The 26,641-nt window shown below is 57.4% G+C and carries 28 protein-coding genes; 15 read left to right on the top strand and 13 right to left on the bottom strand.

The window, feature by feature from the left end; genetic code table 11:
• The first annotated feature begins 120 nt into the window (after positions 1-120).
• Both EDB94_RS15640 and EDB94_RS15635 read left to right on the top strand, forming a co-directional pair.
• Complete coding sequence (locus EDB94_RS15640; protein ID WP_041645013.1) at positions 121-360, top strand: DUF2798 domain-containing protein; 240 nt, start codon at positions 121-123, stop codon at positions 358-360.
• Between the two features lie 154 nt (positions 361-514).
• Positions 515-1,930, top strand: coding sequence for a DUF4397 domain-containing protein (locus tag EDB94_RS15635; protein ID WP_108018826.1), 1,416 nt, complete (start codon positions 515-517; stop codon positions 1,928-1,930).
• 48 nt (positions 1,931-1,978) lie between these two features.
• Here EDB94_RS15635 and dacB read toward each other — a convergent pair whose 3' ends face one another.
• The gene (dacB, locus tag EDB94_RS15630; protein WP_175497332.1) at positions 1,979-3,535 is read right to left on the bottom strand and encodes a D-alanyl-D-alanine carboxypeptidase/D-alanyl-D-alanine-endopeptidase; all 1,557 of its coding nucleotides are present in this window, start codon (positions 3,533-3,535) and stop codon (positions 1,979-1,981) included.
• 329 nt (positions 3,536-3,864) lie between these two features.
• Here dacB and EDB94_RS15625 point away from each other — a divergent pair, with 329 nt between their 5' ends.
• The 4 genes from EDB94_RS15625 to EDB94_RS15610 all read left to right on the top strand — a co-directional run bounded on the left by EDB94_RS15625 (position 3,865) and on the right by EDB94_RS15610 (position 6,943).
• Positions 3,865-4,338: a sterol desaturase family protein gene (locus EDB94_RS15625; RefSeq protein WP_041645015.1), complete on the top strand. Its 474-nt coding sequence runs from the start codon at positions 3,865-3,867 to the stop codon at positions 4,336-4,338.
• Positions 4,339-4,370: 32 nt separating this feature from the next.
• The gene (locus EDB94_RS15620; protein WP_053115543.1) at positions 4,371-5,141 is read left to right on the top strand and encodes a glutathione S-transferase N-terminal domain-containing protein; all 771 of its coding nucleotides are present in this window, start codon (positions 4,371-4,373) and stop codon (positions 5,139-5,141) included.
• Positions 5,142-5,333: 192 nt separating this feature from the next.
• Positions 5,334-6,269, top strand: a complete 936-nt coding sequence (locus EDB94_RS15615; protein ID WP_108018827.1) for an aldo/keto reductase — start codon at positions 5,334-5,336, stop codon at positions 6,267-6,269.
• Complete coding sequence (locus EDB94_RS15610) at positions 6,266-6,943, top strand: DUF6064 family protein (RefSeq protein WP_146162212.1); 678 nt, start codon at positions 6,266-6,268, stop codon at positions 6,941-6,943. The genes EDB94_RS15615 and EDB94_RS15610 overlap by 4 nt, the downstream gene beginning before the upstream one ends.
• Here the strand turns inward: EDB94_RS15610 and dkgB are convergent.
• Positions 6,912-7,721, bottom strand: coding sequence for a 2,5-didehydrogluconate reductase DkgB (gene dkgB, locus EDB94_RS15605; RefSeq protein WP_108018829.1), 810 nt, complete (start codon positions 7,719-7,721; stop codon positions 6,912-6,914). The two genes, EDB94_RS15610 and dkgB, sit on opposite strands and share 32 nt — an antisense overlap.
• 121 nt (positions 7,722-7,842) lie before the next feature.
• Here dkgB and EDB94_RS15600 point away from each other — a divergent pair, with 121 nt between their 5' ends.
• On the top strand, positions 7,843-8,256 hold the full coding sequence (locus EDB94_RS15600) for a GFA family protein (RefSeq protein WP_104270198.1): 414 nt from the start codon (positions 7,843-7,845) through the stop codon (positions 8,254-8,256).
• Here the strand turns inward: EDB94_RS15600 and EDB94_RS15595 are convergent.
• The 7 genes from EDB94_RS15595 to EDB94_RS15565 form a co-directional block, all read right to left on the bottom strand.
• The gene (locus EDB94_RS15595) at positions 8,250-9,371 is read right to left on the bottom strand and encodes a PQQ-dependent sugar dehydrogenase (RefSeq protein ID WP_108018830.1); all 1,122 of its coding nucleotides are present in this window, start codon (positions 9,369-9,371) and stop codon (positions 8,250-8,252) included. The genes EDB94_RS15600 and EDB94_RS15595 overlap by 7 nt on opposite strands.
• Before the next feature lie 255 nt (positions 9,372-9,626).
• Positions 9,627-10,448: a (2Fe-2S)-binding protein gene (locus EDB94_RS15590; RefSeq protein ID WP_108018831.1), complete on the bottom strand. Its 822-nt coding sequence runs from the start codon at positions 10,446-10,448 to the stop codon at positions 9,627-9,629.
• The gene (gene fhuB / locus EDB94_RS15585) at positions 10,435-12,465 is read right to left on the bottom strand and encodes a Fe(3+)-hydroxamate ABC transporter permease FhuB (protein WP_108018832.1); all 2,031 of its coding nucleotides are present in this window, start codon (positions 12,463-12,465) and stop codon (positions 10,435-10,437) included. Before fhuB ends, EDB94_RS15590 begins: the two co-directional genes overlap by 14 nt.
• Positions 12,455-13,390, bottom strand: coding sequence for an ABC transporter substrate-binding protein (locus EDB94_RS15580; protein ID WP_062785468.1), 936 nt, complete (start codon positions 13,388-13,390; stop codon positions 12,455-12,457). Before EDB94_RS15580 ends, fhuB begins: the two co-directional genes overlap by 11 nt.
• On the bottom strand, positions 13,380-14,153 hold the full coding sequence (locus tag EDB94_RS15575; protein ID WP_108018833.1) for an ABC transporter ATP-binding protein: 774 nt from the start codon (positions 14,151-14,153) through the stop codon (positions 13,380-13,382). Before EDB94_RS15575 ends, EDB94_RS15580 begins: the two co-directional genes overlap by 11 nt.
• A gap of 68 nt (positions 14,154-14,221) precedes the next feature.
• Positions 14,222-16,024 carry an ABC transporter ATP-binding protein gene (locus EDB94_RS15570; RefSeq protein ID WP_053114667.1) on the bottom strand — a complete coding sequence of 601 codons (1,803 nt, stop codon included), beginning with the start codon at positions 16,022-16,024 and terminating at the stop codon, positions 14,222-14,224.
• Positions 16,025-16,126: 102 nt separating this feature from the next.
• Positions 16,127-16,579, bottom strand: coding sequence for a YaiI/YqxD family protein (locus tag EDB94_RS15565; protein WP_062785464.1), 453 nt, complete (start codon positions 16,577-16,579; stop codon positions 16,127-16,129).
• Between the two features lie 272 nt (positions 16,580-16,851).
• Between EDB94_RS15565 and EDB94_RS15560 the strand changes: the two genes are divergently transcribed.
• Positions 16,852-17,424, top strand: a complete 573-nt coding sequence (locus EDB94_RS15560) for a histidine phosphatase family protein (protein WP_108018834.1) — start codon at positions 16,852-16,854, stop codon at positions 17,422-17,424.
• A gap of 40 nt (positions 17,425-17,464) precedes the next feature.
• A complete protein-coding gene (locus EDB94_RS15555) occupies positions 17,465-17,803 on the top strand; it encodes a zinc ribbon domain-containing protein YjdM (RefSeq protein ID WP_108018835.1) in 339 nt (112 codons plus the stop codon).
• 3 nt (positions 17,804-17,806) lie between these two features.
• Here the strand turns inward: EDB94_RS15555 and EDB94_RS15550 are convergent, their stop codons facing one another.
• Entirely contained in the window at positions 17,807-18,526 is a 720-nt protein-coding gene (locus EDB94_RS15550; protein ID WP_014576333.1) for a tellurite resistance TerB family protein, read from the bottom strand.
• Between the two features lie 226 nt (positions 18,527-18,752).
• Here EDB94_RS15550 and EDB94_RS15545 point away from each other — a divergent pair, with 226 nt between their 5' ends.
• Complete coding sequence (locus EDB94_RS15545; protein WP_108018836.1) at positions 18,753-21,029, top strand: bifunctional diguanylate cyclase/phosphodiesterase; 2,277 nt, start codon at positions 18,753-18,755, stop codon at positions 21,027-21,029.
• 95 nt (positions 21,030-21,124) lie between these two features.
• Entirely contained in the window at positions 21,125-21,634 is a 510-nt protein-coding gene (locus EDB94_RS15540) for a copper chaperone PCu(A)C (protein WP_041645017.1), read from the top strand.
• Between the two features lie 40 nt (positions 21,635-21,674).
• On the opposite strand, the gene EDB94_RS15535 is transcribed toward EDB94_RS15540, so the two are convergent.
• Both EDB94_RS15535 and EDB94_RS15530 read right to left on the bottom strand, forming a co-directional pair.
• Complete coding sequence (locus EDB94_RS15535; protein ID WP_075267673.1) at positions 21,675-21,851, bottom strand: DUF2897 family protein; 177 nt, start codon at positions 21,849-21,851, stop codon at positions 21,675-21,677.
• Positions 21,852-21,915: 64 nt separating this feature from the next.
• Positions 21,916-22,746 carry a zinc-dependent peptidase gene (locus EDB94_RS15530; RefSeq protein ID WP_108018837.1) on the bottom strand — a complete coding sequence of 277 codons (831 nt, stop codon included), beginning with the start codon at positions 22,744-22,746 and terminating at the stop codon, positions 21,916-21,918.
• Between the two features lie 146 nt (positions 22,747-22,892).
• Here EDB94_RS15530 and EDB94_RS15525 point away from each other — a divergent pair, with 146 nt between their 5' ends.
• The 4 genes from EDB94_RS15525 to EDB94_RS15510 all read left to right on the top strand — a co-directional run bounded on the left by EDB94_RS15525 (position 22,893) and on the right by EDB94_RS15510 (position 25,694).
• The gene (locus EDB94_RS15525; protein WP_108018838.1) at positions 22,893-23,564 is read left to right on the top strand and encodes an SDR family oxidoreductase; all 672 of its coding nucleotides are present in this window, start codon (positions 22,893-22,895) and stop codon (positions 23,562-23,564) included.
• Between the two features lie 93 nt (positions 23,565-23,657).
• Entirely contained in the window at positions 23,658-24,719 is a 1,062-nt protein-coding gene (locus EDB94_RS15520; RefSeq protein WP_041645020.1) for a diguanylate cyclase, read from the top strand.
• 23 nt (positions 24,720-24,742) lie between these two features.
• Positions 24,743-25,198 carry a CopD family protein gene (locus EDB94_RS15515; RefSeq protein WP_092030220.1) on the top strand — a complete coding sequence of 152 codons (456 nt, stop codon included), beginning with the start codon at positions 24,743-24,745 and terminating at the stop codon, positions 25,196-25,198.
• Between the two features lie 25 nt (positions 25,199-25,223).
• Complete coding sequence (locus EDB94_RS15510) at positions 25,224-25,694, top strand: MaoC family dehydratase (RefSeq protein WP_108018839.1); 471 nt, start codon at positions 25,224-25,226, stop codon at positions 25,692-25,694.
• An 18-nt stretch (positions 25,695-25,712) separates the two neighbouring features.
• On the opposite strand, the gene EDB94_RS15505 is transcribed toward EDB94_RS15510, so the two are convergent.
• Positions 25,713-26,567, bottom strand: a complete 855-nt coding sequence (locus tag EDB94_RS15505) for a PA4780 family RIO1-like protein kinase (RefSeq protein ID WP_108018840.1) — start codon at positions 26,565-26,567, stop codon at positions 25,713-25,715.
• Positions 26,568-26,641 lie beyond the last annotated feature (74 nt).

Genomic DNA, 26,641 nt, shown 5'->3' with positions numbered 1-26,641 from the left:
CTTATCGAAAAAAGATTGCAAGCTCACTATCATTTCATTTTTGAGTGATATCAGTGTACGACATATCACGCCTTTCAGATGCTGCTCCGGGGAACCCTGGAGCATTGTTCAGGAGAAGTCATGAGCAAAATGAGACTTTCACGTCTACGCCAGCTGATCTTTGGCTTTTACATGTCCGGAATTATGTCGCTGCTGATGTCCGGGGTGATCACCTTCATCAACACGGGTATCGACGGCGAATTCCATTACCGGTGGGGGCCGGCTTTTCTCGTTGCCTGGGCCGTTGCTTTTCCTCTCGTGACCTTCATCGCGCCCCTTGCCGGGAAGATGACTGAGTTCACCATGCGCAGGTTTGATTGATTGCGTACATCTGTAAGCTTAAATGTCAAAAGATGCAAATCCGTTCTTTCTGACTCCCCGTAAATGCATTGACGCATGATTCATGGACGGAAATTGTGCAGGTTCGAACCACTCAAATCCTGGTAAACAACCTCAAAAGTGGGGAGTTTGAAAAATGAAGACAAAATATGCTTTACCGATGGTTTTGGCGGGTAGCGTTGTGCTATCCGGGTGTTGGCTTGATGACGATGATGATCCAGCAACAACCAGTGTTCGGGTCCTGCATGCGTCCTCTGATGCACCTGCGGTGAATGTACGGGTGAACGGTGATGTTGTCGTTCCAGGTGCTGATTATAAGCAGGCTGCCGTCCTCACTCCGGGTGCCGGTCTTGCCGATATCGCGGTTGATGGATTGCTGCCCGGCGGTGCTACCGCGACTGTAATTTCCGCTGACGGCGTATCGCTGCGTGCGGATACCAACTATGACGTGATCGCAGTTGGCAAAGTTGGTGACGAGACCATTGAGCCGCTGATCTTGACGGATGATGGTGCTCGTGATGATGCCAACAGTGCGCGCCTGAGGGTTGCGCATTTGTCGCCTGATGCTCAGACAGCTGCAGGCGGTCCAGTGGATGTATATGTGACAGCGTCCGGTGATCCGCTTCCTGCCGAAGCTACCTTTAGCTTCTCCTTCAAGGAAAGTGTAGGTCCACTGGAGCTTCCCGCTTCAGACGATTACCAGATTCGGGTTACCCCTGCGGGTTCCAGTACCGTTGTTTACGACAGTGGCCAAATTGGCTTGCCAGCCGGGTCTGATCTTCTGGTCGGCGCCGTTGACAACACGGGTGCAAACGGCGATGCAAGCCCAATCAGTCTGGTCGTACTGAATGGCAGTGAAGTTGCGGAGATTTTCGACGCAGGTCAGGACGCAGGAGTACGCGTTGTGCATGCCTCTTCTGATGCACCTAACGTAGATGTTTTTGTTGGTGAAACAGGTCCGGCGGCATTGTCCGATATCCCGTTCGGCAGTGTTTCTCCGTTTGCCTTCCTTGATGGTTATGCTGCTTTGCCGGCCGGGGATACCCGGGTTCGGGTAGCGGCTGCTGGAACCGGCCTAGGTGGCGGACAGGTTGTCATTGATGAGACATTGCCCCTTGCCAACGGCCAGGGTTATAGCGTTCTTGCGGTCGGTCAGTTGGCGAACATCGAGGCGCTTGTCGCAGAGGATACGGTGCGCAGCATTGCTACCCAAGCCTCCCTGAGAATCGTTCATGCTTCAACTGCGGCCGGCAATGTCGACATCTATCTGGTTCCGGGCACTCAGAACGGTATCGGTAACTCAGCCCCGGCGTTGTCCGACGTTCCCTTCAAAGCGGTAACTGACTATCTTCCGATAGCCGAGGGCACGTATAACGTCTACATTGCACCGACAGGAACGGGCACACCGGCAATCACCGCCGAAGGTGTTGAGCTTGATGCAGGTGGAGTCTACACGGTAGTTGCACGGGATGCGGATCCAGCTAATGCAGATCCGGCTTTGCAAGCGCTAGGGCTGATCTTGTTCGATGATTTCGTTGGGCAACCTCAGTAAGGCACACTGTTAAATCTTTAAAAAAGCCCCGGCCACGGCCGGGGCTTTTTATTGAATGCTAGTCTCAGAAGTGCCGGAAGCCGCATGTGAAATAGCGGTCCCGGTCGGCGGCCTGAAATGCAGCGAATAGAGAATGCGGTCCAGCACGGCCTGGCCATTCCAGGCAGGATCGTTATTGACCATCCCGACCACAGCCCAGGTGGTGTTATTGGAATCGCGGGTGAATCCGGCGATCGATCTCACATTTTCCAGGTAACCGGTCTTGATGCGACCCTCGCCATCCATGCCGGTGTTGCGCAGGCGGCGTGCCATGGTTCCATCCATCGCGATGATAGGCATTGAGGCCATGAGGTCTGCCGAGTAGGCGCTGTTCCAGGCGTGTTCCAGTATTTGAGCGCCCTGGCGCGCGGTGATCCGCCCGTGTCGGGTGAGTCCAGCGCCGTTGTCGATCACCATGCCGGCGGTATTGATGCCCTTGTTTTCAAGCCAGTCGTAGATCACTCGTATGCCGGCAACCCGGTCATCGCTTTCATCTTCCTGGCGGTTTTCCGCACCAATGGTAAGGAGCAGTTGGCGCGCCATCACATTGCTGCTCCACTTGTTGATGTCCCTCACCATGGTAACCAGGTCCGGCGAGGTGGTTTTCATCACCAGTCGGGCATCCTCTGGCGTTACGCCATTCAGGTCTCCACCAGACACCACGACGCCAAGGTCTGCCAGCAAGGAGCGAATCAACGAGGCGCTGTACTGCTCATGGGACAACAATGAAAGGTAGGTAGTGGTTCGGCAGCCCTGGGGAAGTTCACCGGTTACCCGAACGGTCACCCGGTGGTCTTCATGAATGATGGGCTCCCATTCAAAGTTTCTTCGTGATGGGCACGGGCCTTCTGCAGTGGCAACCACACGGTTGTCTATGACAACTTCGCCCAGGGAGGGCGTGCTCCAGGCCTGGGTGCCACGCTCATCGGCACGCACCTGGAAATGCATCAGGTTCAGGTTGGTCAGATAGGCGGACGGTTCCACCAGAAACGGCGCGTGGGGGTTGTCGCCGTTGTCTTCAAACGCAGGAAAACCACCGTCTACCTGAAAGTAGGAACCATCAAGGATCAGGTCTCCCTCGATTCTGGTAATTCCCATGCTGCGAAGCTCACCCAGTGTGGTCCAGAGGCGTTCAATAGTGAGCTTGGGATCGCCTCCGAAGCGGACGTAGAGATTACCCTTGAGAGTGTCGCCGACCATGACACCGTCGGTCAGGAAATCGGTATCCCAATGGTGGTTGGGCCCGAGAACCTCCAGCGCCGCAAAGGTTGTCACCAGCTTCATGATGGAACCGGGGCTCATCAGCGCATCGGCATTGATGTACTGATTGATGCCGGGCCCATTCAGCGGAATGGCGGCCATGCTCATGGCATCTTCATTTTGGAGGGACTTGAGCGCGTAATCCTGAAGCTGGTTCGTCCAGAGGCGATTTCCCGAGAAACCGGAATTATCGTCTTCGGCGACCACAACGGACGGGGTGGTAATCACGGCAAGGGCCGTGAGGGATGCCAAAAGAGACCGTCTGAATCCAGAACCTGTTTTTTCTCTACTTTCAGAACGCCGCATACCCGGGGCTACCATGATCGCTATCCAGTGAGTTCCTATAGTCCAACAATAGCCCATCCTGCCGGTTTGTACTATGCAGAAAAGCTCTACATGACGTTAAAAAATGGCAGTAGTGTCGTTGTTTGTATTGAACTTTTGTGACGCGATGTAAGTGCCCTTGCGAATCATGGAGTTAGGTGGATAAAAATTAACCTTCGGGTTGTCAATGACTTTGCTATCGGATTTATGGGTGCTTTTTCCGGCGTTTGAGTCATGGAATTCGCGGCCGAAAAGGCGTTTCCTGATGAATGTGTAACCAAGTGTTCCGAAAACAACAAAAGGAGGACACCATGATTGGTATTCCACTGGGTCTTTTGACCGCCAATGGCGTGGAATGGGTATTCCATAAACACGTTCTTCATGAGCTGGGCCGGAACCGGGCAAGTTTCTGGTCGTTTCACTGGCACGATCATCACCGAAACGTACGCCGGAATGGCTTCCTGGATGACGACTATCGCAGACCGCCCCTGACCTGGAATGCCCAAACCAAGGAGGTGGCTGCCCTCGTTGCGGGGGCTGCAGCAGTCACCCCGCTGCTGCCATTCGCACCATTTTTTGTGGGTACTCTCTACTACAGCGCCTGGAATTACTACCGGGTACATAAGCGCTCACATCTGGACCCGGAATGGGCGAGAAAGAACCTGCCCTGGCACTATGATCATCATATGGGACCCAACCCCAATGCCAACTGGTGCGTGACCAAACCCTGGTTTGATCACATCATGGGTACCCGGGAGCCAATGGAAAATCGTCAGATTGCGTGATAATGGCGTGGTCTCCAAAAAAAGGTTTGTTTATGTCGAATATGCTTTCTCATAACGTCCACGTGCTGGGCTCGGTCGCCACATCGTCGCTCACCGCCTGGCGTGGTTGCCTGGTGGTAAAAAATGTTCCCCAGCCGGAAAAGCCGATCGTGCTCTATGACATGGAGGGCTGTCCGTACTGCCGTCGCGTTCGTGAAGCCCTGACTGCCCTTAACCTGGATGTAGAAATCCGGCCCTGCCCGAAGGGCGGGTCGGTTTTCCGGGCCCAGGCGGAAGCGCTGGGAGGCCGGCAACAGTTTCCTTTGCTGGCGGACCAGAACACGGGCACGGTCATGTACGAGTCCGAGGAGATCATCGAGTATCTGTTCCGGCAATATGCCGGCCGGTCGGTACCGTCCTACTATCGTGGTCGGGTCTGGCAGCCGGTCCTGGGCTCTGTAGCCTCGGTAACCAGCGCCATGCGGGGGCTGAGGGTCAGCCAGGGCAAGCGGCCTGAGCAGCCGTTGCACCTCTGGAGTTTCGAGGGCAGCCCGTTTTCACGTTTAGTGCGTGAGCGGCTGTGTGAGCTGGAAATTCCGTATACCTTGCACAACCTCGGGAAGGAGCACTGGACAGAGATCGGGCCAGCGAAGCAGCGCATCAAGCCGGGGCCTTATACGCCGATTCCCGGTGGCAAGCGGGATGCGTTTTTCCAGGTGCACAAGCGGGTTCAGGTGCCCTATCTTGAAGACCCCAACACCGGGGAAGGCCTGTTCGAATCTGCCCGTATTCTGAAATATCTTGATGCCCACTACGGGAACTGAGTTGTTGGTAAGACTGTCAGCCATGTAGCTGCCGCCCGGGTGGGTCATCCCTTCTCCAGACACGCCGTAAATACTTCCATGTAGGCTCGGTCGGGCCATCCGTGGCCCTTCACGGTCTGGAGAAGGGATGACCCACCCGCGCTGTTTGAGCATCATGCTATTCGCACTGAAATTTCTGTCAGTGGGGGCGCTATGGCGAATCAGATTACTCGAAGGAAGTTCCTGATCAGTTCCGGCCTTGCCGGAATTGCTCTCAAAGCCCCGATGCTGTTAGCAAACACATCGGGAAGCACTGCATTATCTCCCATCATGCGCCGGATTCCCGGCACAGACGAATCCATCCCTGCAATCGGTATGGGCACCTGGATCACCTTCAACGTTGGTGGTGACGAACAATTAATCACCCAGCGCACTGAGGTTTTGAAAACCTTTTTCGAGCTCGGCGGCACGGTGGTCGATGGCTCGCCGATGTATGGCAGCGCTGCAGATGTAATGGGTGAGGCGCTGAACGCTCTGGACGGCCACGACCGGATTTTTGCAGCTACCAAGATCTGGACCGGCGATGAATCAGCAACCCGGGCGGAGGCGGCGCGTTCGAGCAGGCGTTGGGGTGTTGACCGGTTCGATTTGTTGCAGGTGCACAATCTGTTGGGGTGGCAGGGGCATCTTGAAACGCTCAAGCAGATGAAGGCGAACGGTGAGGTTCGGTATATCGGCATCACCACATCCCATGGTCGTCGGCATCGGGAATTCGCGCAGATTATGGAGCGGGAGCCTCTGGATTTTGTGCAACTGACCTACAACGTTCTGGACCGGGAGGTCGAGGACCGGTTGCTGCCATTGGCCCAGGAGCTCGGAATCGGGGTGATTGTCAATCGTCCATTCCAGGGTGGTTCGCTGTTTCGGCGGTTCCAGTCGGAGCCACTGCCCGATTGGGCCGGGGAGGCCGGTGTTGGCAACTGGGCGGAGTTTTTCCTCAAGTACATTATTTCCCACCCGGCGGTGACCTGTGCCATTCCGGCGACCAGTAAGGTCGAGCACATGAAGGAAAACATGGGGGCTATGTACGGTACATTGCCTGATGCCAGCCAGCGCCAGCGGATGGCGGGTTACGTGAGATCGCTGTGAGTGGGGCTGACTGGCTGAGCTACTCGCTACAGGATTTTGTGATGTTCGGGCCGCAGGTGTTTCTGCGGCTGTTTGTCCGGATCAACCAGGATCTATGGCCCTGGCAGTTGCTGGCGGTGGTGATGGCCATTTTTATACCGGTGCTGATCTCCAGACAGAGCAGGGCGGCACGGCGTTTGGCCGTCGGCCTAATGTCGCTTGCCTGGATTGTCAGCGGTTACGGGTTTCTGGTGGGCTATTTCGGCCCCATTAACTGGCCGGCGGCGTGGTTTGGGTGGGCCTTCGTGGCCCAGGGCGCGTTGCTTGCGGCTGCCGTGTTTTCAGGCGGGGTTCATGACAGCAGGCTAGCGATCGGAAGACTTGCCGTACTCTGGCTGCTTGCTGTCTGTGTCTTGCCCTGGTTGGCAATGGCTGATTCCGGCCAGTGGGAGGCCGTCGGATTGTTTGGCGTAGCACCCGGCACCACCGCAGCGGCTGGCGCGCTCGCTCTGGCACTCGTGACCAGGACCTGGCGCTGGGTCTACCTGCCGCTGCTGGTGTTGTGGAGTCTGTTCAGTGCCGCCCTCTTATGGGTGCTTCAGACCTGGTGGTTGCTTGTCACCCCGGTGGCTACGCTCTTGCTGGTTGGAGCCGGGTTCTGGCTCAGTCCCAGGACGGCGCAAAGTCCGGATTAGCGATGCGTTCGTTACGGTCCAGTTCGTCAATCGCGCGGATTTCCTCCTCGCTCAACTCAACCTCCAGCGCCTCCAGGTTAGCCTTCTGGTGGCCGGGCCGTGTTGAGGAGGGGATCGGCACAACGCCTCTCGATGCCACCCAGGCAATAGCCACCTGGGCCGGCGTCAGGTTTCTCTCAGCGGCAATGCGCTGCAGTGTTTCGTCCTCCATCACCTTACCGACTGCCAGCGGCATATAGCCGGTCACGGTAATGCCGAGCTTCTGGGCATGGTCCACCACCTTGCGGTTGGCCAGGAACGGATGCACTTCTACCTGGTTGGTGAAGATGGGCGTGTCGCCCAGTATGGCTTTCGCCTCATCCATCTGGGCACAGGTAAAGTTCGAAATGCCGATGTGCTCTGCCAGACCCTCGCGCTGGGCATCCCTCAAGGCACCCAGATACTCCTTCATGGGCACTTCGTCACCGGGTGATGGCCAGTGGATCAGCGCCAGATCCACATGGTCGGTTTTGAGCCGTGCGAGGCTGTCATGGAGGCTGTTGATCAGGTCACTCGCGTGCAGCTGGTCGTGCCAGATTTTGGTGGTCAGGAAAATTTCCCGGCGCGGAATACCACTGGAGGTAATGCCATCACCAACTTCCGCTTCGTTTCCATACATCTGGGCAGTATCGATATGGCGGTAGCCCAGGGACAGAGCGCTCTTGACGGCATCACGGGCGTCGTTGCCCTTGAGCCGGAACGTTCCCATGCCGATCTTCGGAAGTGCGCTGAATGACATAATGTCCTCCTTAGCGAGTGGTGTGTTCTTAAAGTGGTGCCGGCAGACTGGTTCTTCAAGTGGCCGCCGGGTATCATCGCCCCTGAATCAACCTCTGAGCCGAACCAGTGAGGCCCGCACCATGTACACCGGTCGTTGCCTGTGTGGCGATATCTGTTTTGAATACGATGGCCCTATCGGCCCGGTTGCCCTGTGCCACTGCAGCCAGTGCCGGCGCGCCCACGGTAGCGCGTTCTCGGCCAGCGCGCCGGTGCAGAAGGTGAGGTTCCGGTTTGTAACCGGCGAAGACAGGATTACCGAGTTCGAATCGCGTCCCGGCAAGTACCGGGGCTTCTGCAGCCGTTGCGGCAGCCAGCTTTACAGCCGTGTTGACGCCATCCCCGGCATACTGCGTCTGCGGGTTGGCTGTATCAACGAACCCCTGGGCAAGGGGCCGGCCCAACATGTGTTTGTGGGCTCAAAATCCGACTGGTTCGAGATTACCGACGAGCTGCCACAGTTCGAAAAGACTGAACGAACCAACGATCCTCACTGAAGCGGTACCATCCGATAGACCTTGCCCCTTGGTGAATCTGTCAGTAACCACAGGGCGCCGTCAGGGCCCATGCGTACGTCACGAATACGCTCGCCGAGATCGGTCAGCAGATCTTCCTCTTCTGTCACTTTGCCATCCTGAATGCGCAGGCGAACCAGCTTGCGCATTTTGAGTGCTCCCACGAACAGATCCCCCTGCCATTCCGGGAACAGGTCACCGGTATAAAACGCCATGCCAGATGGCGCAATGGACGGATCCCAGTAATGAAGTGGCTGGGCCATGCCTTCCTTTTCGGTCTCGTCAGTGATGGGCAGGCCAGAATAGTCGATGCCGAAGGTAATTGTCGGCCATCCGTAATCGGTTCCTGCCCGGATGATGTTGATTTCGTCGCCACCTCGGGGACCATGTTCGTGGCTCCATATTTCGCCCGTTTCCGGGTGGATCGTCATGCCCTGGATATTGCGGTTACCGGTTGTATAGAAGGTATCGTTAACGCCGCTGGTGTCGAGGAAAGGATTGCCGGGCGCGGGACCGCCGTCAGTCGTAATTCGGTGAACGCCACCGGCATCATCACCATTGTCCTGGGCCCGGTCCATCTCGCCGCGGTCTCCAACGGAGATGTAAAGATTGCCTTCCCGATCAAATTCCATCCGACCTGCAAAGTGCCTGCTGGTGTTCGAGCGGGGTAGCGCTTCAAAGATGACGTCAACGCCGGTAAGGCGCTCTCTGTCCAGTCGGGCGCGTGCCACGCGGGTGGTCATGCCGTCCCGGTTTCGATGGGCATAGCTCAGGAACAGAATCTGATTCTGTTCAAATTCCGGGTGCAGAATCACGTCCAGCAGCCCACCCTGGCCAGATACGACGAGCTCTGGTAGCCCGCTGATAGGGGTACTCAACAGCGCATCGTTACGGATCATTCGCAGCCGTCCTTCCCGCTCCGTCACCAGCATGGAGCCATCCGGCAGGAACGCCAGGCTCCAGGGATGCTCGAGGCCTTGTGCAATGGTCTCGAGCCGGAAATCGGTTTTGTCGGAGGAAAAGGTCGGGTTTGCCATGCTGGTAACGGCAACCAGCATTAAACTGCCTGTCAGTACAAGGTGTTTGAGTATACCCATTGGAGCCTCCGTTCCTACCGGTGCCGTGTGAACATTGAGAGTAGCAGTTGAAGCGGGCTTCGCCGAAGCGTGTCCCATTATCAAGAGTATAGGGCTTCCTTTGGATTACAGATCAGTGGCCTTTACTCTATTGCAAATAATAATGATTCGCAATAGAGTAAAGGCCACTGGGTTCACCTCAAACGGGAGAAAAAGGAATGGCACCCGAACAGGAAATGATCGAAGGATTGAAGCTGGCAGCAGGGGCCGGTGCGCTTATTGGCCTGGCTGCCATTGGCCTGGTGTTGTCGTCCGCTCTTGGGGCATGAGAGCGGCAAATCGTTCCTTGCGATGTACGCCACATGTCCCGCAGTAACCGCCCCCCGGCAGCAGGTATTTCAGGCAACACCCCTTTCGCTGGGGGATTGCCGTTGCCTGTTCACCGAACACCGCAGGAATCCAGTCAATAAACTGGTTTGCATCGTTTTGAAATTGCTCCAGCCAGCCTTGCGCCAATTGGCAAAGCGCTTGCGGTTCGACCCGGTTCCACACGGCTGAAAACGGCGCCCCCAGTCCAAGACCTGTACTGCTCCAGTAGGCGCCCGGGCTGACTCCCAGCTGGCGCCGGAAGACAGGGTACCACTCAGCTGTCAGAGCTCCTGCTGATCTGACAAACGTTTCTTCATCAACACCCTCGCCGCCCGGCAGCTGAAACCAACGGGATACCGGTTGTTTCGATTGGTCGGCCGGAGCCAGGAATATTCGTTTGGCATCCGGTAAAGGCGCGTGGCCGTTGCGAAATAGCCTTAGAGTCAGAGGTGCAATCACGCTGAGCGCCAGATCCTGCTGAAGCACAGAAACAAACGCGCGCACGGCCCGGGGCCCGGCGTTCTCAGGGTATTCGATGCCAACCTGGCGGAGCAGTAGCGACGGTTGCTCCAGGCACTGGGCCAGAGAAAAGAGGCCGCTTCGCGCACCAGCTTGCGTTTGGAGAGCCTCGCCAAGAACTGTTTCACCATCCAGCCCTGACTGACTCAGCAGACGGCGGTATTCCCGACCCCGGGGACCGACTCCCGGGTTACACTCACGCCCTGCCATGACGACTCAAACCCCAGAGGAAATACAGTCCGCCCACCAGGGCCGCCAGGAGTCCCGCTGGCAACTGATTGGGGTAAACCACAATCCTGGACAGGTAGTCTGCCATGCCGAGCAGAAGACCGCCGGCAAGGGCAGCAACAACGAGCTGCCGCCCAACCGTCTGCTGGCCCAGAACACGGGCCAGGTGGGGTGCAATAAGCCCCACAAAACTCAGTGGGCCGATCACGACCGTCGCCGAAGCGGTCAGCAACGCTGCTAACAGAAGCAATGCCAGGCGGACTTTCGTTACCGGCAAGCCCAGTGAGCTGGCCGATGTTTCGCCCAGGGGAAGAATGCTCAGGGGCCGGATAATCACCAGGAGGCCGGCCGAAATCAGCACAATGAGTGCCAAAAGCCCCAGGGCCTCGACTTCTGAAACCAGCCAGGTGGAACCGTACATCCAGTTGAGAAGCTGCGAGGCGACCGTGCCACCGGAAGCCATGACCAGGCGAAGGCCCGCGTCCATGAACACGTATAAGGCGAGCCCGCCAAGCAGGAGCTGGTTGCCGGCAAACCGGTGCTTGCGGGCAAGCATGATCAGCAAACCCAGGGCAGCCGCAGCGCCCAGGGTAGCTGCGCCCAGCTGTCCTGCGCGGCCAATATCGGCACCGAACAGAACGATCAAGACCATGACCACCGCCGCGCCGCCGCTGATGCCGAGCATTTCCGGGCTGGCCATGGGATTGCCGGTCATACGCTGGATCAGTGTGCCCGCAAGGCCGAGGGCCACGCCGGCAAGAATGGCGGCCAGTAATCTGGGGCCGCGCCAGACCCACGCCTCGTGCCACTGGGCGGTCGGAGTCCAGCTCCATTCGTCCAGTCCCGGAGACCATCCCATGGAGATTACGATGGTGGCCAGCAGAAGGGCCGCTATGACCCCAGCAGTGAGGAAAATAGAGCGCCTCTTTGGCAGGAAACCGGCGGGGCTGTCATCCTGCCCTGGCATATGATGAGTGTTCTTCAAACCCTGCAGGGCCAGCAGAATAATCGGCCCGCCGATCAGGGCGGTGGTCGTGCCGGTTGGCACCAGCGATCCATCGCCCCAGGTGGATGCCCAATGGGCGAGGGTATCTGCCAGCAACAGCAGACCCGCGCCCAGGAGACTGCTCCAGATCAGCCGTTCAGAGAGGGTGCGAGCGCCCAGCAGCCTTGCCAGCACCGGTGCCGCAAGACCGATAAAGGCCACGACACCGACCCGGCTGACGACGGTAGCACTCATCAGGACCACCAGAAATAGCGCCAGCACCCGAATCAGACCGACCTTGGCACCGAGGGACCGGGCAGAGGTTTGCCCCAGTTGCATGACCTGCAGCGGGCGCATCAACAGGACCATGAATACGCCCAGCACCAGCACCCGGGGCCAGAGTTCCATAAACGGTTGCCAGTTATTCTGGACCAGCGAACCCGCGCCCCAGATAAACAGGTTTCCCAGCCATTCGCCTTTGAGTAACAGGAACGCCATGTTTACGGCGCCCAGGAAAAAGGTGACAACAAGCCCGGCCAGTATCACGGTGACCGGTGAAAAGCCCAGGCGCCAGGTGAGCGCGATGACCAGCCCGATGGCCAGTAGCCCGCCGGAAACCGCCACAAGGTCTGGACTGAAGGCGAGCAGGCCGGGAAAGAACATGGTCGCCACCGTTATACCGAACTGGCCGCCTGCCTCCACGCCCAGGGTTGTGGGGGAGGCGAGAGGGTTACCAAGGATCTGTTGGGTAACCGCGCCGGCGAGACCAAGACCAAAGCCAATGAGCACCGCAATGGCGACCCGGGGGGCCCAGCTGTAATGTGCCAGTACCGAAGCGTAATCGCTGCCCTCAAACGTCCAGAAGGCGGCGATGAGAGCGCTCGGGTTGAGCTGACCAAGCCAGGGTGCCGCGCTCGCGAGAAATGCGCCACACCAGATCAGTGCTGCCGCCGCTGGTAGCCTTGCTGGCAAGGAAGGTTCTGCGACCGGGTTGTTGGCGGTTTCAGCGTACATTGTCTGATCCTCCTGCCAGCAGGCCTTCGGCGAGTAGTGTCGCCAGTCGCTTGACCGGGAATACCCCGCCAAACGGCCAGACCGGATCAATCTGGTACACCTGATTGCGTTGAACCGGTGGCAGATAAGTCCAGAAAGGGCTGTCGGCCAGGGTATCAGACAACCCGGGCAGGGTCGGAGAAATCACCACAATCCGGCTGTCCTGATAGGGCGCAATTGCTTCAAGCCCGACGACCGAGAACCCCCAGTAATTCCCGGTATGCGGCCAGGCGTTCTCAAGGCCAAGGGCGTCCAGGGCGCTCTGGAAAAGGCCGTTGGGTGCGTATACGCGAACGTGGCGGTCGTCCAGAAAGTTTACGAGTGCTACCGGTCGTTCGGTGAGGCCGGCATTTTCAAGACGACGGCGTTGGGTCTGAAGTGTCTGGTCAATGTCGTTAAGAACTGCCTTTGCGCGTTCCTCCCGGTTCAGCATCTCACCGAGAGTTGTAAGCATACCGCTGGCCTTTTCGAACGGTCGGGAGCCCTGCTTGTAAACGCTGACAACATAGGTGGGCGCAATACGCTCTAACAGGTTGGATGCGGGCGCCATCTCGGAGCTGGTGACGATCAAATCCGGTTTGAGCTCGGCAATGGCTTCCAGACTTGGCGCGACGCGGGTGCCGATGTTGGCGACTCCCTCTGGCAGTTCCGGTTCCCTGACCCAGACGTTATAGCCATCCCGATCGGCAACGCCGATGGGCGTAACACCGAGTAACAAAAGCGCCTCGGTGGCGGCCCAGTTGAGAGCGATCACGCGTTCCGGAGTCTTGTTCAGGGTCAGGGTGCCCTGTTCGTGGTGCCAGCTTGCAGCGCCGGCAAAGACCGGCAGCAGACTCAGCAGCAGCGCCGCGCCGTATCGCCAGCAGCGTTCAGACCTAATGAACATAGGAGACCCACTGTCCGGGCGCGCGCTCCATCACGCCCATGGGCACGCCATATATGGATTCCAGGATGCCGGAATCCATGATGTCCCGGGGGCTGCCATCGGCAACCAGTTGCCCGGACTTTAGAGCGACCAAACGGTCGCAGAACCGGGCCGCCAGATCCACGTCGTGCAGCACCACGACAACCGTAAGATCCCGCTGCTCGGCGAGACGATGCACCAGACGCAGGGTTTCCACCTGATGTTTCACATCGAGGGCGGATATGGGCTCATCCAGCAGCAGGCATCGTGTTTGCTGGGCCAGCAGCATGGCAATCCACGCGCGCTGGCGTTCACCACCGGAGAGCGTGTCCACAGAGCGATGCTGGAACTGGCCGAGTCCGGTGTCCTCAATGGCCCGGGTGATCAGCCGGTGGTCTTCCTCGTTATAGCGTCCCAGCGGTCCGCGCCAGGGGTAGCGCCCCAGGGCAACCAGCTCGCGAACCGTCAAACCGTCGGTTCCCGGCGGATGCTGGGGCAGGTAGCCCACATTGCGGGCAAATTCCCGTGCACCCGTGCTCCGGAAGGATTTGCTCAGAAGCCGGACATTGCCGGTTGAGGGTGCAAGCTGGCGGGCAAGCACCTTGAGCAGGGTGGACTTGCCGGAGCCGTTATGCCCGAGCAGGGCTGTTACCTCACCCTCAACGAAACCGAGGTTCAGGTTCTGAAGTATGGTGGTGTCGCCAATGCGGACATCAAGATTGGAAACGTCGAAGAAAACAGGCATGCAGGCTCCCGAAATGCTGAGGGCCTGCAGAATAATTTAAATGCGAATCACTATCAATATATATTGCGTTAAATGGCTGCCTGTATTTGCCCGGTCTGCACCCGCCATTGGTTGGCGTAAGCGCCGTCCTGGTCCAACAGCTCCCGGTGAGTTCCCTGTTCCAGCACTTTGCCGCCTTCGATGACCGCGATGGAGTCGGCATCAACGATGGTGGAGAGCCGATGGGCAATCATGATCACGGTCCGGTTATGGCCGATACGCTTCAGTGACCGCTGGATGGCGGCTTCTGTTTCGTTGTCCACCGCGCTGGTGGCTTCATCAAGCACCAGTATCGGCGGATTTTTCAGCAGTGCACGGGCGAGGGACAGTCGCTGGCGCTGTCCCCCGGACAGACGAACGCCCCGTTCACCCACCGGTGTGTTCAGGCCCTCGGGCAACGCTTCAATAAACGACCAGGCTTCCGCGGTTTTCGCTGCATCAATGATCTCGGTATCGGAGGCCGCCGGATTTCCATAGGCAAGGTTTTCCCGAATGGTGCCCTCGAACAGATAAACATCCTGACTCACCAGCCCAATTGCGCCGCGCAGGGATTGCAGGCTGAGATCCCGAATGGGTTGTCCATCGATTCGGATTTGGCCGTTGCTCGGATCGTAGAACCGCAGCAACAACTTGATGAGAGTGGATTTGCCGGAACCGGTTGCGCCGACCAGCGCAAGGGTATTGCCAGCTGGCACGGTCAGGCTGATATCCCGGATTCCTGCGCCGCTGGAGGGATAGTGAAAGCTTACTTTGTCCAGCTCAACATCGCCTTTCACCGGCTCTGCCAGTGCCTTGCCACCCTCGTCACGCACGTGCACGGGCTCGGCCAGAAGGTCCAGAATCCGACGGGTGCTGGCCATGGCCCGTTCGAACAAATCAATCACTTCGGCAAGCCCGGTCAGGGGCCACAGCAAGCGCTGGGTAAGAAAGACCAGAACGCCATAGGCACCCACGTTCAGGTTTCCTTCAAGGGCCATCATGCCCCCCACCGTGAAGGTGGCCAGGAAGCCGGCCAGAATGGCCATCCGGATCACCGGAATAAACGCAGAGCTGATGCGGATGGCCCGGCGGTTGGCCTCCACGTAGGCTTCGCTGCTTTCTTTCAGACGCTTTGCCTCTCGCTGTTCAGCAGTAAAGCTCTTGATGGTGGCGATGCCGCCCAGATTGTTGGCCAGCCGGCTAGATAGGTCACCAACTTTTTCACGAACGTCGGCGTAGAGCGGCCCCGCTTTGCGCTGGAAGTAGAAGGCGCCCCAGATAATCAGGGGAATGGGGGTGAATGCGAGCAGGGCAATGAGCGGCGAGAGCACGAAGAATACGGCGCCGACGGCAACCACGGTCACCAGCACCTGAATCATGGCGTTGGCGCCGCCGTCGAGGAAGCGCTCGAGCTGGTTGACGTCGTCGTTCATGGTGGCCACCAGCTGGCCGGAGCTGCGAGCCTCGAAGAAACTCATGTCGAGGCGCTGGGCATGTTCGTAGGCATCCTGTCGGAGGTCCGACTGCAAACGCTGGGCTAGGTTGCGCCACAGGATCTGGAACAGGTATTCGAACAGGGATTCGCCGGCCCAGATAAAAAAGGTGAGTACGGCCAGAATGGTGATCTGTTCCTGGGCGGTTTCAAAACCGAGGCCAGCCACAAAGCTCTCTTCCTGGTTGACGACCACATCAATGGCGACACCGATCAGGATTTCCGGGGCAATATCAAAGAGTTTGTTGATGATCGAGCAGGTGGTGGCAGCGATGATCTGTCGGCGATATCCCCGGGCGTATCTCAGCAGGCGGGCCAGGGCAGCAAAGCTGCTGGTGGTTTGGTGGCTGTGTGAGGACATACTCCGCTTCTCTCCCTTGAATCAGGCAGGCCCGCGTTGAGCCTGAAAATAATAAGGCGGGAAGGGTAGCGGATCTGCCCGGGTTTTAAAATAGAATCATTATCAACTGCGTTTGTTTCTTTGCAGCCAGCGGTCAAGCTTGTCGGCAAATTCCTTGCGGTCGGTCTGGCTGAAAGGGGCGGGGCCTCCGGTGACCTGGCCGGCATTGCGCATTTCTTCCATAAAGTTGCGCATGGCCAGGCGCTGGCGAATATTCTCTTTGGTGAAGGCCTGGCCGCGGGGATTGAATACGTCGGCGCCTTTTTCAATGGCTTCGGCGGCCAGGGGAATGTCCTGCGTGATCACGAGATCGCCTTCGTGCATCTGGTCCATGATTTCGTTGTCGGCCACATCAAAGCCCTGGGGGACCTGTCGGCGCTTGATGTAAGGGCTCGGTGGCAGGGTGATGGCGTGGTTGGCGATGAAGGTGGTGTCGATTTGCCAGCGGGTGGCGGCGCGGCAGAGGATCTCCCGGATTGGAACGGGGCAGGCGTCGGCGTCGACCCAGATTGGCATGATGGTTCCTTCTTTCGGCTTGGTTCTGTTGGGAGTTTACCTTTTGTTGATATGAGCCTGATAGTTGGTATCCGCGTATTTAGGAGTGTGGTTCGACTTCAGTGGTTGAGGCATTGAGGCCGTCGTTCCAAAAACCGCTACGAGCACATCCATGTGCGCTTGTTTCGGGCCATCCCTGGCCCTCTACATTTTTGGAACGACGGCCCCAATGCCTCTCTCAGACATCCGTGGTTTATCCGCGGTCGCAGCAACCTTCAAGAGAGGTGTTGGAGATGATTTGCCGAATTCTGTTTTCAGGCCTGTTAGCCCTTCTGGTTTCGTTACCGGCCGTTGCTGCCGATAACAACGAAGAAGCCTGGGATGCCCTGCGAGAGGGACGGGCGGTTTTGATGCTGCGTCACGCATTGGCGCCTGGAACCGGTGATCCGGGCAACTTTGATATCAACGATTGCAGCACCCAGCGGAATCTGAACGACGTCGGTCGTGAGCAGGCTCGGGCGTGGAAGCCGTTTCTGGCGGACCATGGTATTACGGAGGCGCGGGTGTTCAGCAGTCAGTGGTGCCGTTGCATGGATACCGCAACCGGGATGGACATGGGGAAGGTAACGGAGTGGCCGTCGCTGAATTCTTTCTTTCGCAACCGTGGCGATGGTCCGGCGCAGACGCGGCAAACAATTGCTCTGGTGAATGAGTTGGAGGACGGGGCACCGGTGATCATGGTGTCGCATCAGGTGAACATTACGGGCCTGACCGGGATTTTCCCTTCGTCGAACGAGGGCGCGATTATCGCCCTGCCTCTTTCGGAAGATCCGACGGTGCTGGCGAGGGTCTCGCCCGGGCGTTGATGGTATAATCCTGCGCCCATTCAATTAACAGGAAATGATAATGTCGCAGCTTCCGCCATGCCCGCAGTGCAGTTCCGAGTACACCTATGAGGACGGCGTTCAACTGGTTTGTCCCGAATGCGGGCATGAGTGGTCTGAGGCGGAGGCTGCGGCGGTTGACGCCGCGAAGATGATTCGCGACGCCAACGGCAATGAGCTTCAGGATGGTGATACGGTTACGGTCATCAAGGATCTGAAGGTTAAGGGCTCCAGTTCCGTGGTTAAAGTTGGCACCAAGGTGAAGAATATCCGCCTGGTAGACGGCGATCATGATATCGACTGCAAGATCGACGGTATTGGTGCCATGAAACTGAAATCGGAGTTCGTCAAGAAAGCCTGACGACTACCCCGCTGTTGCGCTCCGGATCTGTTGTTCCAGTTCCCTGGCAAGACCCGGGTCGAGCTGGAGGGCGCTGGCGAGTTGATCCAGCCAGGCCCGCTCCATGGGGTTCTGTTCGTCGATCATGACCGCACTGACGATGTAGATTTCCCGGCTGGCCTGGGGTGAGTCGGCATTGCGTGCCAGGGCAGTGGCGTCCAGAGGGGCGTCGAACTGCTGCTGAATCCAGGCGTGAAGTTCGTCATCTGGCCCCAGTTTTTCAATCTCCTGGGTAAGCAGCGCGCGTTCGTTGGCGTCTATGTGGCCGTCAGCGCGGGCTGCCATGATCATGGCCTGGAGTATTTCAAGTCCCCGTTGTTCCTGCGCCTGGCCCTGCAGTTGCTCCAGTGGCTGGCCCTGCTGTGCCAATGCCGGTTGCGCCGGGCTCTGACTGTTGGTCTGATAGTTCTGATAGGCTTTCCAGGCCAGGACACCCACGCCTGCCAGGGCACCGTATTTGAGGGCTTTGCCGCCCATCTTTCGGCCGCGCTTGGAACCCAGCATCATGCCGAGGGCTCCGCCGCCCAGCAGGCTCTTTACGTCGATGCCCGAACCGGATCCCTGGCTGCCCTTGAGTTGACTGCCAAGGCTGTTCATCATTTTGTTGACGTCCATGCCACTACCCTGGGACTGGCCACCCTGAGCCTGCTTCATTACCTGGTTCAGTACAGACATCACGTTCATAAACACACTCCTGTAAGATCGACTGCCGTTCAGCTTTTCAGAATAGTACACCCGATACCCTGATCGGTGATGGACGCGGAATTACTCTGTTGTCACGAATCGACGCATTTAGTTCCATGGGAATTAACAGCCTACAAATTAGCGGTAAATAGTAATGCGCTTTTCAGGCTCTCCCGTATACTGACGCAAAGCCGTCGTTCAACCTCCCGAATTTCTGGAACTGCTTTTGGCAATTCTCAAACGCAATCTTTGGACACTCTTCGCTCTTATCCTCCTCGGTGGTGTGTTGCTCCTCAGTGCCGTTCTGTTCTTTCGTTGGCAGGGCCTTATTTCGGACGAGAAGCTTTACCAGACCGCCCGTGTCGAGCTGGTTGCTCAGTCTGTAGACAGTATCCTGCGAACCCAGGAGCTGGTTCTCGATGTAATTGGCCGCGAGTTGCTCAATCAGGACAACCTCCTGTCAGGCAGTCGACAGATCCCCTTGCTCGACAGCATCCTCGCCGCCAACCCCATGCTCGTGGGCTTTGGATTGGCCAGGCCGGACGGCACGCTGGTTCGTGTCAGCACCAACCTCGATCTGTCGACTCTTCCAAATCTGAGAACCGATCCCGAGACCCGTGACAGTTTCCTGGGAGCACTGTCTTCCGATGCAATGGTCGTGGGCCGGACCTATTTCGTAGACGCCCTGGGCGCGTGGGTTATACCGATCCGGAAAGCGATACGGTCCCCGAGTGGGGAAGTCGTTGCCGTCATGACAGCCGGCATGCGGCTTGATGGCCGTGGTTCGGTTTTCGGCAAGACACTGCATGACGGCGACTCTGACACCGTAATGTTGTTCCGGGAAACCGATGGCTATGTTCAGTTCATGTCGGCTGACGGCATTGGCCCGCAACAGTATTCGCAAATCCGGGTGCCGATGGACCAGAGGGAGATAAATCGGGCAGCGTTTGAAAAGGAGCTCGGCAAGAGCGTAGAGGAGGTCATGCAGGGCAGTGATTCGGTGGTTATCCGAACCCGACGCCAGGGTGAGGATTATCTGACGGCTGCTGTCTTCAACGCCCGTTACCAGTTGTGGTCCATCTCGGAAACCCGGTTCGCTCCGCTTTACCGGGAATTTCTCCAATCCCTGTTGCAGTATCTGCTGACTTTCCTGGTTTTCGGGATTGTTTTCTACGAGGGGTTCCGGATTATCGACAACGCCGAGAAGAAGCGGCGTCTGGAGCTTTCTTACCTCTCACGGCACGATGATTTGACCGGGCTGTTGAATCGCAATGGGCTGCTGGACCGCCTCGATAACCTGGTTCCGGATAGAAAACCGTTCTGCCTCATTGTGATCAACATTGATAACTTTAAAGGCATCAATGACCGGTTTGGGCTGGAGACCGGCGATGAAACCCTTCTGGAATTCGGTCGTCGGCTCGCCGAACTGGTTGAAAGCCGGGACGATCTTGCCCGGCTTGGTGGCGACGAGTACGCCATTGTGACCCCGAACACCAATCTCGACGATGTTGAAAAAGCCTGTGTGTCGCTGGCCGGCAACCTGTCCCGCACCTTCGAGGTGGGCCGACTGAGGTTGCAGGTAACGGCGAGTATTGGTGTGGCCTGTTTTCCGAATGACGGAGATTCCCTCAGCAAGCTGATTCGAAGTGCCCATCTTGCGCTGTACGAGGCCAAACAGAGCCGGAACGACGTCTGCATTTACCGCAGCGAGATGGAAATGGCCTATCTTCGCAGGCTGTCGGTCGAGCAGCGTCTCAGGTATGGCCTGGCATCGGGCTCACTGTACATGGTCTACCAGCCTCAGGTAGATCAGACCGGAAAAGCGGTCGGGCTGGAAGCGCTTGTTCGCTGGCAGGATGAGGAACTCGGCTTTATTTCGCCCGCGGAATTTGTCGAGGTCGCTGAAAAAAGCGGGCTGATGGTTCCACTCGGGCGCTTTGTGCTTGAAACCAGTATCCGGGAATACAGCCTGTTTCGTAACGAGGTCGGTGGTTCCGTGGACCTGTCTATCAACATCTCTGTTATCCAGTTTCGCCAGCCAGACTTTGTTGAAACAGTGCTTGAGGTTCTGGCAATGCACCGTGTGTCGCCTGGAGAGCTGGTTCTTGAGATCACCGAGAGCCTGTTCATGAGTGACTTTGAGAGAGTGCTGAAAACGATCGAACGATTGCGAGAGAAAGGGATACGGATCTCGATGGACGATTTCGGAACGGGTTACTCCTCGCTCAGTCTTTTGCGTAAGCTGCCGCTTGACGAGTTGAAAATCGACAAGAGCTTCGTTGACACCATTCTGGAAGACGAAAAAGCCGCGAACATGATCCGGAGTATTATTGCCATTGCCCGGAGCCATAATATGGAGCTGGTTGCCGAGGGTGTTGAAGAGGAGGCCCAGGCCAGCGCCCTGGTCGAGATGGGCTGTCGACGTTTTCAGGGTTATTACTTCAGTCGTCCGGAGACCCTGGACAGACTGAAAGCGAACCCGGCTCTCGCCATCGGGCATTGACCCGGTCTGCGACCATTCGTCGCACTGAAAAGCTTGGATCCGGGACCTACCCTTTCTATCCTTTGGTATTGAACCATCGACAAGGAACACTGGACATGAAGTATTGCCTGAGCGTGTTTGTGCTGGCACTGGCCCTGGTTGCCCCGACAGCATTTGCCCATGATTACAGCCATGGCCCGGTCACGGTCGATCATCCCTGGAGTCGGCCTACACCGCCTGGCACGCCCATGGGCGTGGGTTACATGAGTATCTCCAACAGCGGCAGCAGTGATATCACCCTGGTTGGGGCCGCAACCCCGAGGGCAGGTAACGTATCGATCCATGAGACCAGCATGCACGATGGTGTAATGCGAATGGCACCGGTCAAGGGCGGGCTCGCCATACCGGCAGGTACCACCGTGGAGTTGAAGCCCCACAGCTTTCACCTGATGCTGGAGAAACTGAAAAGTCCGTTGCGCGAGGGTGAGAGCATTCCATTGACCCTGACTTTTGAGGGTGCCGACGAAATGCAGGTTGAGCTGAATGTCGAGTCGCTGGATGGCGAGATGATGAAAAGCGAGAGCATGGATCACTCGGGCAAAAGTATGGACCACAGCGGACACTGATCGAACCTGCCCGGGGCAGTCTTTGCGGCTGCCCCCAAACCTACCACTCTCTGTCTTCGGCGCTCTCCTCGGCTTCGATCTCCGCCTTCCGGGCCTGGATTTTCTTCATCTTTTCATCGGAGATTTTCATGCTGTGGGCATTGTCACGCAGTATCATCAGGCTGCCCACGATCAAGGCAAGGGCAACAACTATGAATATCCATCCTATGGCTGGCATGTAAACCTCCACCAACTGATCCGCTTTCCTACATAGTGGACCACGCATTGATTTGCCACAACTGTCATGCATCCTCCCAGAAAGCCGTTGGATCGAGCCGGTAATACCCTTGCAGGGCCTTGTAGACCTCGGGCTGTTCTCGCTTGAGATGGCGCGGCTGCTGGAAAAATGCCTCGGTCAGCACTGCGAAAAATTCTGCCGGTTCGGTAGCGCCGTACGGATCAAGCCAGGATCTATGGTGGTGCCGGAGGGAATGCCTGAGGTCTTCGTAGGCCGTCGTCATGGAACTTTGCCAGTGCCGGGCCTGCTCTCCACTCAGCGGCGGTGCCCCGTCTGCGGTGCCGTCCAGGTAGTCCAGCTGGTGTGCAAACTCATGGAGCATTACGTTATGGCTGCTGTGCGGGTTCCGGGCGGCCTCCTGACATTCTCGCCAGGCCAGCACCACCTGGCCCCTGCTTGAGGCCTCGCCGGCCCGTATTTCATTACTTTCGCTGACAATCATGCCATCGCTTTCAATGTCTCTGACGTGATAGGCATCGGGATAGACCAGAATGCTGCTTACCTCGTCAAAATCTGAATAGGGGCGGGCAAGAATCAGCAAACAAGCGTGGCCGGCAATGGTCACTCTCACCGCGTCGTCCACCTCAAAGCCGTCACAGCCATAGAATTCCTTCTCGGAGAGAAAAAGCTGGACCCGTTGCTCCAAGGTTTGCTTGAGGGCTTCAGGAAGCCGTCGGTAAAGCGGCACGTTCGCAGCAAGATGCTCGCGCCAGGATGTTGGAAAGGGGGCTCTCAGTTCCCGTTCCCTCCGCCAGGCGCGGTAGAAGAAGAGGTAGAATACGGTTGCCGCGATCAGGGTCACTGCGAAGACTGCGAAAACAAGTGCTGCTGACATGCTGCTCCCGGCGACCATTGATTGAATTAACCTGTATCTTACAGAAAAATTGGATCTGCACGCAGTCAGGGCCCGTATTGCTGGTTGTTCTACAGTGCAGGGGATGTGAAGCTGCATGAACCGTATTGATCGTTGAGGAGGCTGATATGTCCGATAATTCCACTGTTGTAATCACCGGGGCAAACCGGGGCATTGGTCTGGAGCTCGCCCGGCTCTATGCAGGCCGCGGCTGCTCGGTGATCGGCGTGTGCCGGGAGGCCTCGCCGGAGCTGGAAGAGGTTGCGGCGAGGATCATCGACAGTGTCGACGTGACGACCAATGAGGGTGTGACAAGGCTCTTGGCCGGTCTTGAGGGCCAGTCCATTGATCTGCTGATCAACAATGCCGGTCTGCTGCAGGACGAGAAACTGGGCGGTATCGATTTTGATTCCATTCGTACGCAGATGGAAATCAACGCCTACGCTCCACTGAAAATTGCTGAAGCCCTGTTTGAAAAAATCCCCTCCGGAGGAAAAATTGCCAACATCACCAGCCGCATGGGCTCTATCGCCGACAACGACTCTGGCGGCCGCTATGGGTACCGTGCTTCAAAGGCGGCGTTGAATGCCTTTGGCAAGTCCCTCGCGATGGATCTGAAACCGAGGGGTATCGCGGTGGCCCAGCTGCACCCGGGTTATGTTCAGACCCGAATGGTGAATTTTGGTGGGTTGATTACTCCGGAAGAATCGGCAAAAGGCCTGGCAGAGCGGATTGATGGCCTGACCCTGGTGAATACGGGATCGTTCTGGCACAGCAACGGCGACGAGCTGCCGTGGTGATCCTGAAAACATTTTCATTTGTTTGCATTGGAGTGAGGCAGGATTCTGTTTTAACGAGTACTCTTGTTACCTAAAAAAGGAATTCTGCTGTCGATGAAAAGTGCAAGTGCTCCAATGAATTATGAGCCTGAGCGGGAACGCAGGCCCCAGTTCTGGCGTTTGGCCATGCGATGTGCCCAGATCGCCGGGACTGTAGATGTCATCTTTTTCTTTCTTTTTCATGCATTGGGTTCGCCGGTTCTGGCATGGATCAATGTGGTTAGCGTGGCCATGTATGCCGGCGCCTACTACGCACTCAAATACCATAAGAACAAGATTGCGGTCGTACTGATCTGGGCGGAAGTGCTCGGGCACGCCGGCCTCGGTACCGTTCTTATCGGCTGGGAGAGCGGTTTCCATTATTACCTTCTGATGTTCATACCGGCGATCTGCGTTTCCGCGTCCCGAAGATGGGCGGTTTATGCGCTACTCACTCTCTGGGGATACTACGTCGCGCTCGATGCCTTGATGTGGTACATCGAACCGTTGCAGCCAATCCCGCAGACAGCCCTGAACATAGTCCATCTGTTCAATCTGAGCGTGGTCTTTGCAATGTTCAGTTACCTGGCTTCCTATTACCTCAGCATGGTTGTTTCGGCACAGCGCAAGCTTCGCGAAATGGCAACAACGGACTCATTAACCGGGCTTTTCAATCGCCGTCATATGACCTACCTGGCTGAAAAAGAGGTATCGAGGTTCCGGCGCAGCGGACACCCGGTCGGTTTCCTCCTGCTGGATGTCGATCATTTCAAGTCGATCAATGACGCCTTCGGACATGAAGCCGGTGACAGGGTACTCGGCTGTGTTGCCGATGTGATCCGGGAAGAATTAAGGGCTCAGGATCTGATAGGTCGATGGGGTGGTGAGGAGTTTCTGGTCATTCTTCCGGATACGAATGCTGATAAAGCGCAAGCAAGCGCGGAGCGGATACGAAAGGCGTTTTTGGCAAGGGACTGGCGCGCAGTTATCGGTGGTGATATCGATGTTACGATCAGCATCGGGGTAAGTGAGCTGCGAACTGGCGAAGACCTGAGTGCCGCGGTCAGCAGGGCTGATGAAGCGCTTTACCGCGGTAAAACGGGCGGCCGTAACCGGGTAGAACTGGAAACCATCTGAAGGCCAAAGCAAGGGGTAGGTTTATGAGTCTGGCAATTGCACTGCATGTTCTGTCCGCGGTTATCTGGGTTGGCGGTATGTTCTTCGCCTACATGGCGATGCGTCCGGCCGTGGTTGAAGTGGTAGAGGCCTCCCAGCGTGGCCATCTTTGGTCGAAGACGCTTGAACGGTTCTTCCGCTGGGTCTGGCTCGCGGTTGTGCTGCTCCTGGTTACCGGCTACTGGATGATTTTCAGTGTGTTTGGCGGTATGGCGGGTGCTGGCTGGCACATTCATGCCATGCAGACGCTCGGGCTGGTGATGATGCTGCTCTATTTTCACGTGTATTTTGCGCCTTTCCGACGGCTCAAGCAGGCGGTTGCAGACAAGGATCCGCAAGCTGGTGGTGTTCAGGTGGGAAAGATTCGCCGTCTGGTCGGTATCAATCTGATTCTCGGCCTGATTGTGGTCGCCATAGGGTCTGGCGGTCGGTACCTGTAAGGCTGAGCGATCGGGGACCGATACCATGTCTGATATTCGAAAGAGAGCCATTGCAGGCCTGAAAGCCGGCGATTCGTTTACCCTGGTGCGTACGTTCACCGAGGATGAGACTCTGTCCTTTGGCGAAATCAGCCGCGATCAGAATCCGGTTCACTACAGCGATGAGTTTGCCCAGGCCAAGAACCTGCAGGGAAAGATCTGCCATGGCTTGCTGGTTGGCGGGATGATCACGGAAGTGGGTGGGCAGATTGGCTGGCTGGCGTCCGGGATGAATTTTCGCTTCCGCCGGCCAGTGTATTTCGGCGATACCGTCACCTGTGTATTCACCATCACCGAAGTGGATGCAAGGAATCGGGCCCGGGCCGAAGCGGTGCTCTCGAATCAGCATGGTGAGCCGGTTATCGAAGCCACGCTAACGGGTGTTCTACCCGGGCCGAAGGAACAGCAGTTGATGTCAGCAATGATCAGCGAAGAGAGAACCACGTTTGCCGGCTGACCAGCACCGGCTAAGGCGTCAGTCCTCCTCAGCGTCCCTCATCCGTTCCTGTCGTTCCCACTCTTCCTCTTTTGCCGCATCGATGATTTCCATCAGTTCGTCGACGTTGGCAGCGGTGTCATCATGTTGGAAGCAGCCCGTGAGCTTGCTGTCCGGGTGCAGGTCGCCGGACTCGTAGAGCGCCCAGATCTCCTTGCCATAATCGGTGTTCAGCAGTTCCGGCGCGAAGCGTCCGAAATAGCGGCGCATATTGTCGACGTCGCGCTCCAACATGCGTCCCGCGTTGTTATTGCCGGACGCATTGACGGCCTGGGGAAGATCAATAATGACAGGACCGCGGGCATCGACCAGCACGTTGAATTCCGACAGATCCCCATGGATCAGACCGGCGCTCAACATACGGACAACCTCTCGGATGACCTGGCCATGGAAGTCGCGGGCCTGTTCCGGGGACAGGGTGACATCATCCAGCCTGGGCGCGGCCTTGCCATCTTCATCCGCCACCAGCTCCATCAGCAGTACACCGTCCACGAAGCCCAGAGGTTCGGGAACCCGGACACCGGCGGCGGCAAGCCGGTAGAGGGCATCCACCTCGGCATTGAGCCAGGCATCTTCCTGTTCCTTCTGGCCGTACTTTGTCTTCTTGCTCATTGCCCGGGCTCGACGGCTGTTCCGGACCTTTCGCCCTTCCTGGTATTCCACCGCCTGCTTGAAACTCCGCTTTGTCGCTTCCTTGAAGACCTTGGCACAGCGCGTCCGGTCTCCGCAGCGCACAACATAAACCTGGGCTTCCTTGCCGCTCATGAGCTGGTAGAGCACTTCGTCCACCATGCCGTCATCGACAAGTGGTTGTAATCTTTTTGGTACTTTCATAAAACCTTTCAGGCTGACAGTGAGTCGGGCAGCCACGTTCGTTGATCTGGAACAAGGCCGGATTCGGGCAGGGC

It is taken from the genome of Marinobacter sp. 3-2 (assembly GCF_003751355.1).
GTDB lineage: Bacteria > Pseudomonadota > Gammaproteobacteria > Pseudomonadales > Oleiphilaceae > Marinobacter > Marinobacter adhaerens.
The sequence above is the reverse complement of the archived record's forward strand: the minus strand, read 5'-3'. Positions and strand labels throughout refer to the sequence as shown.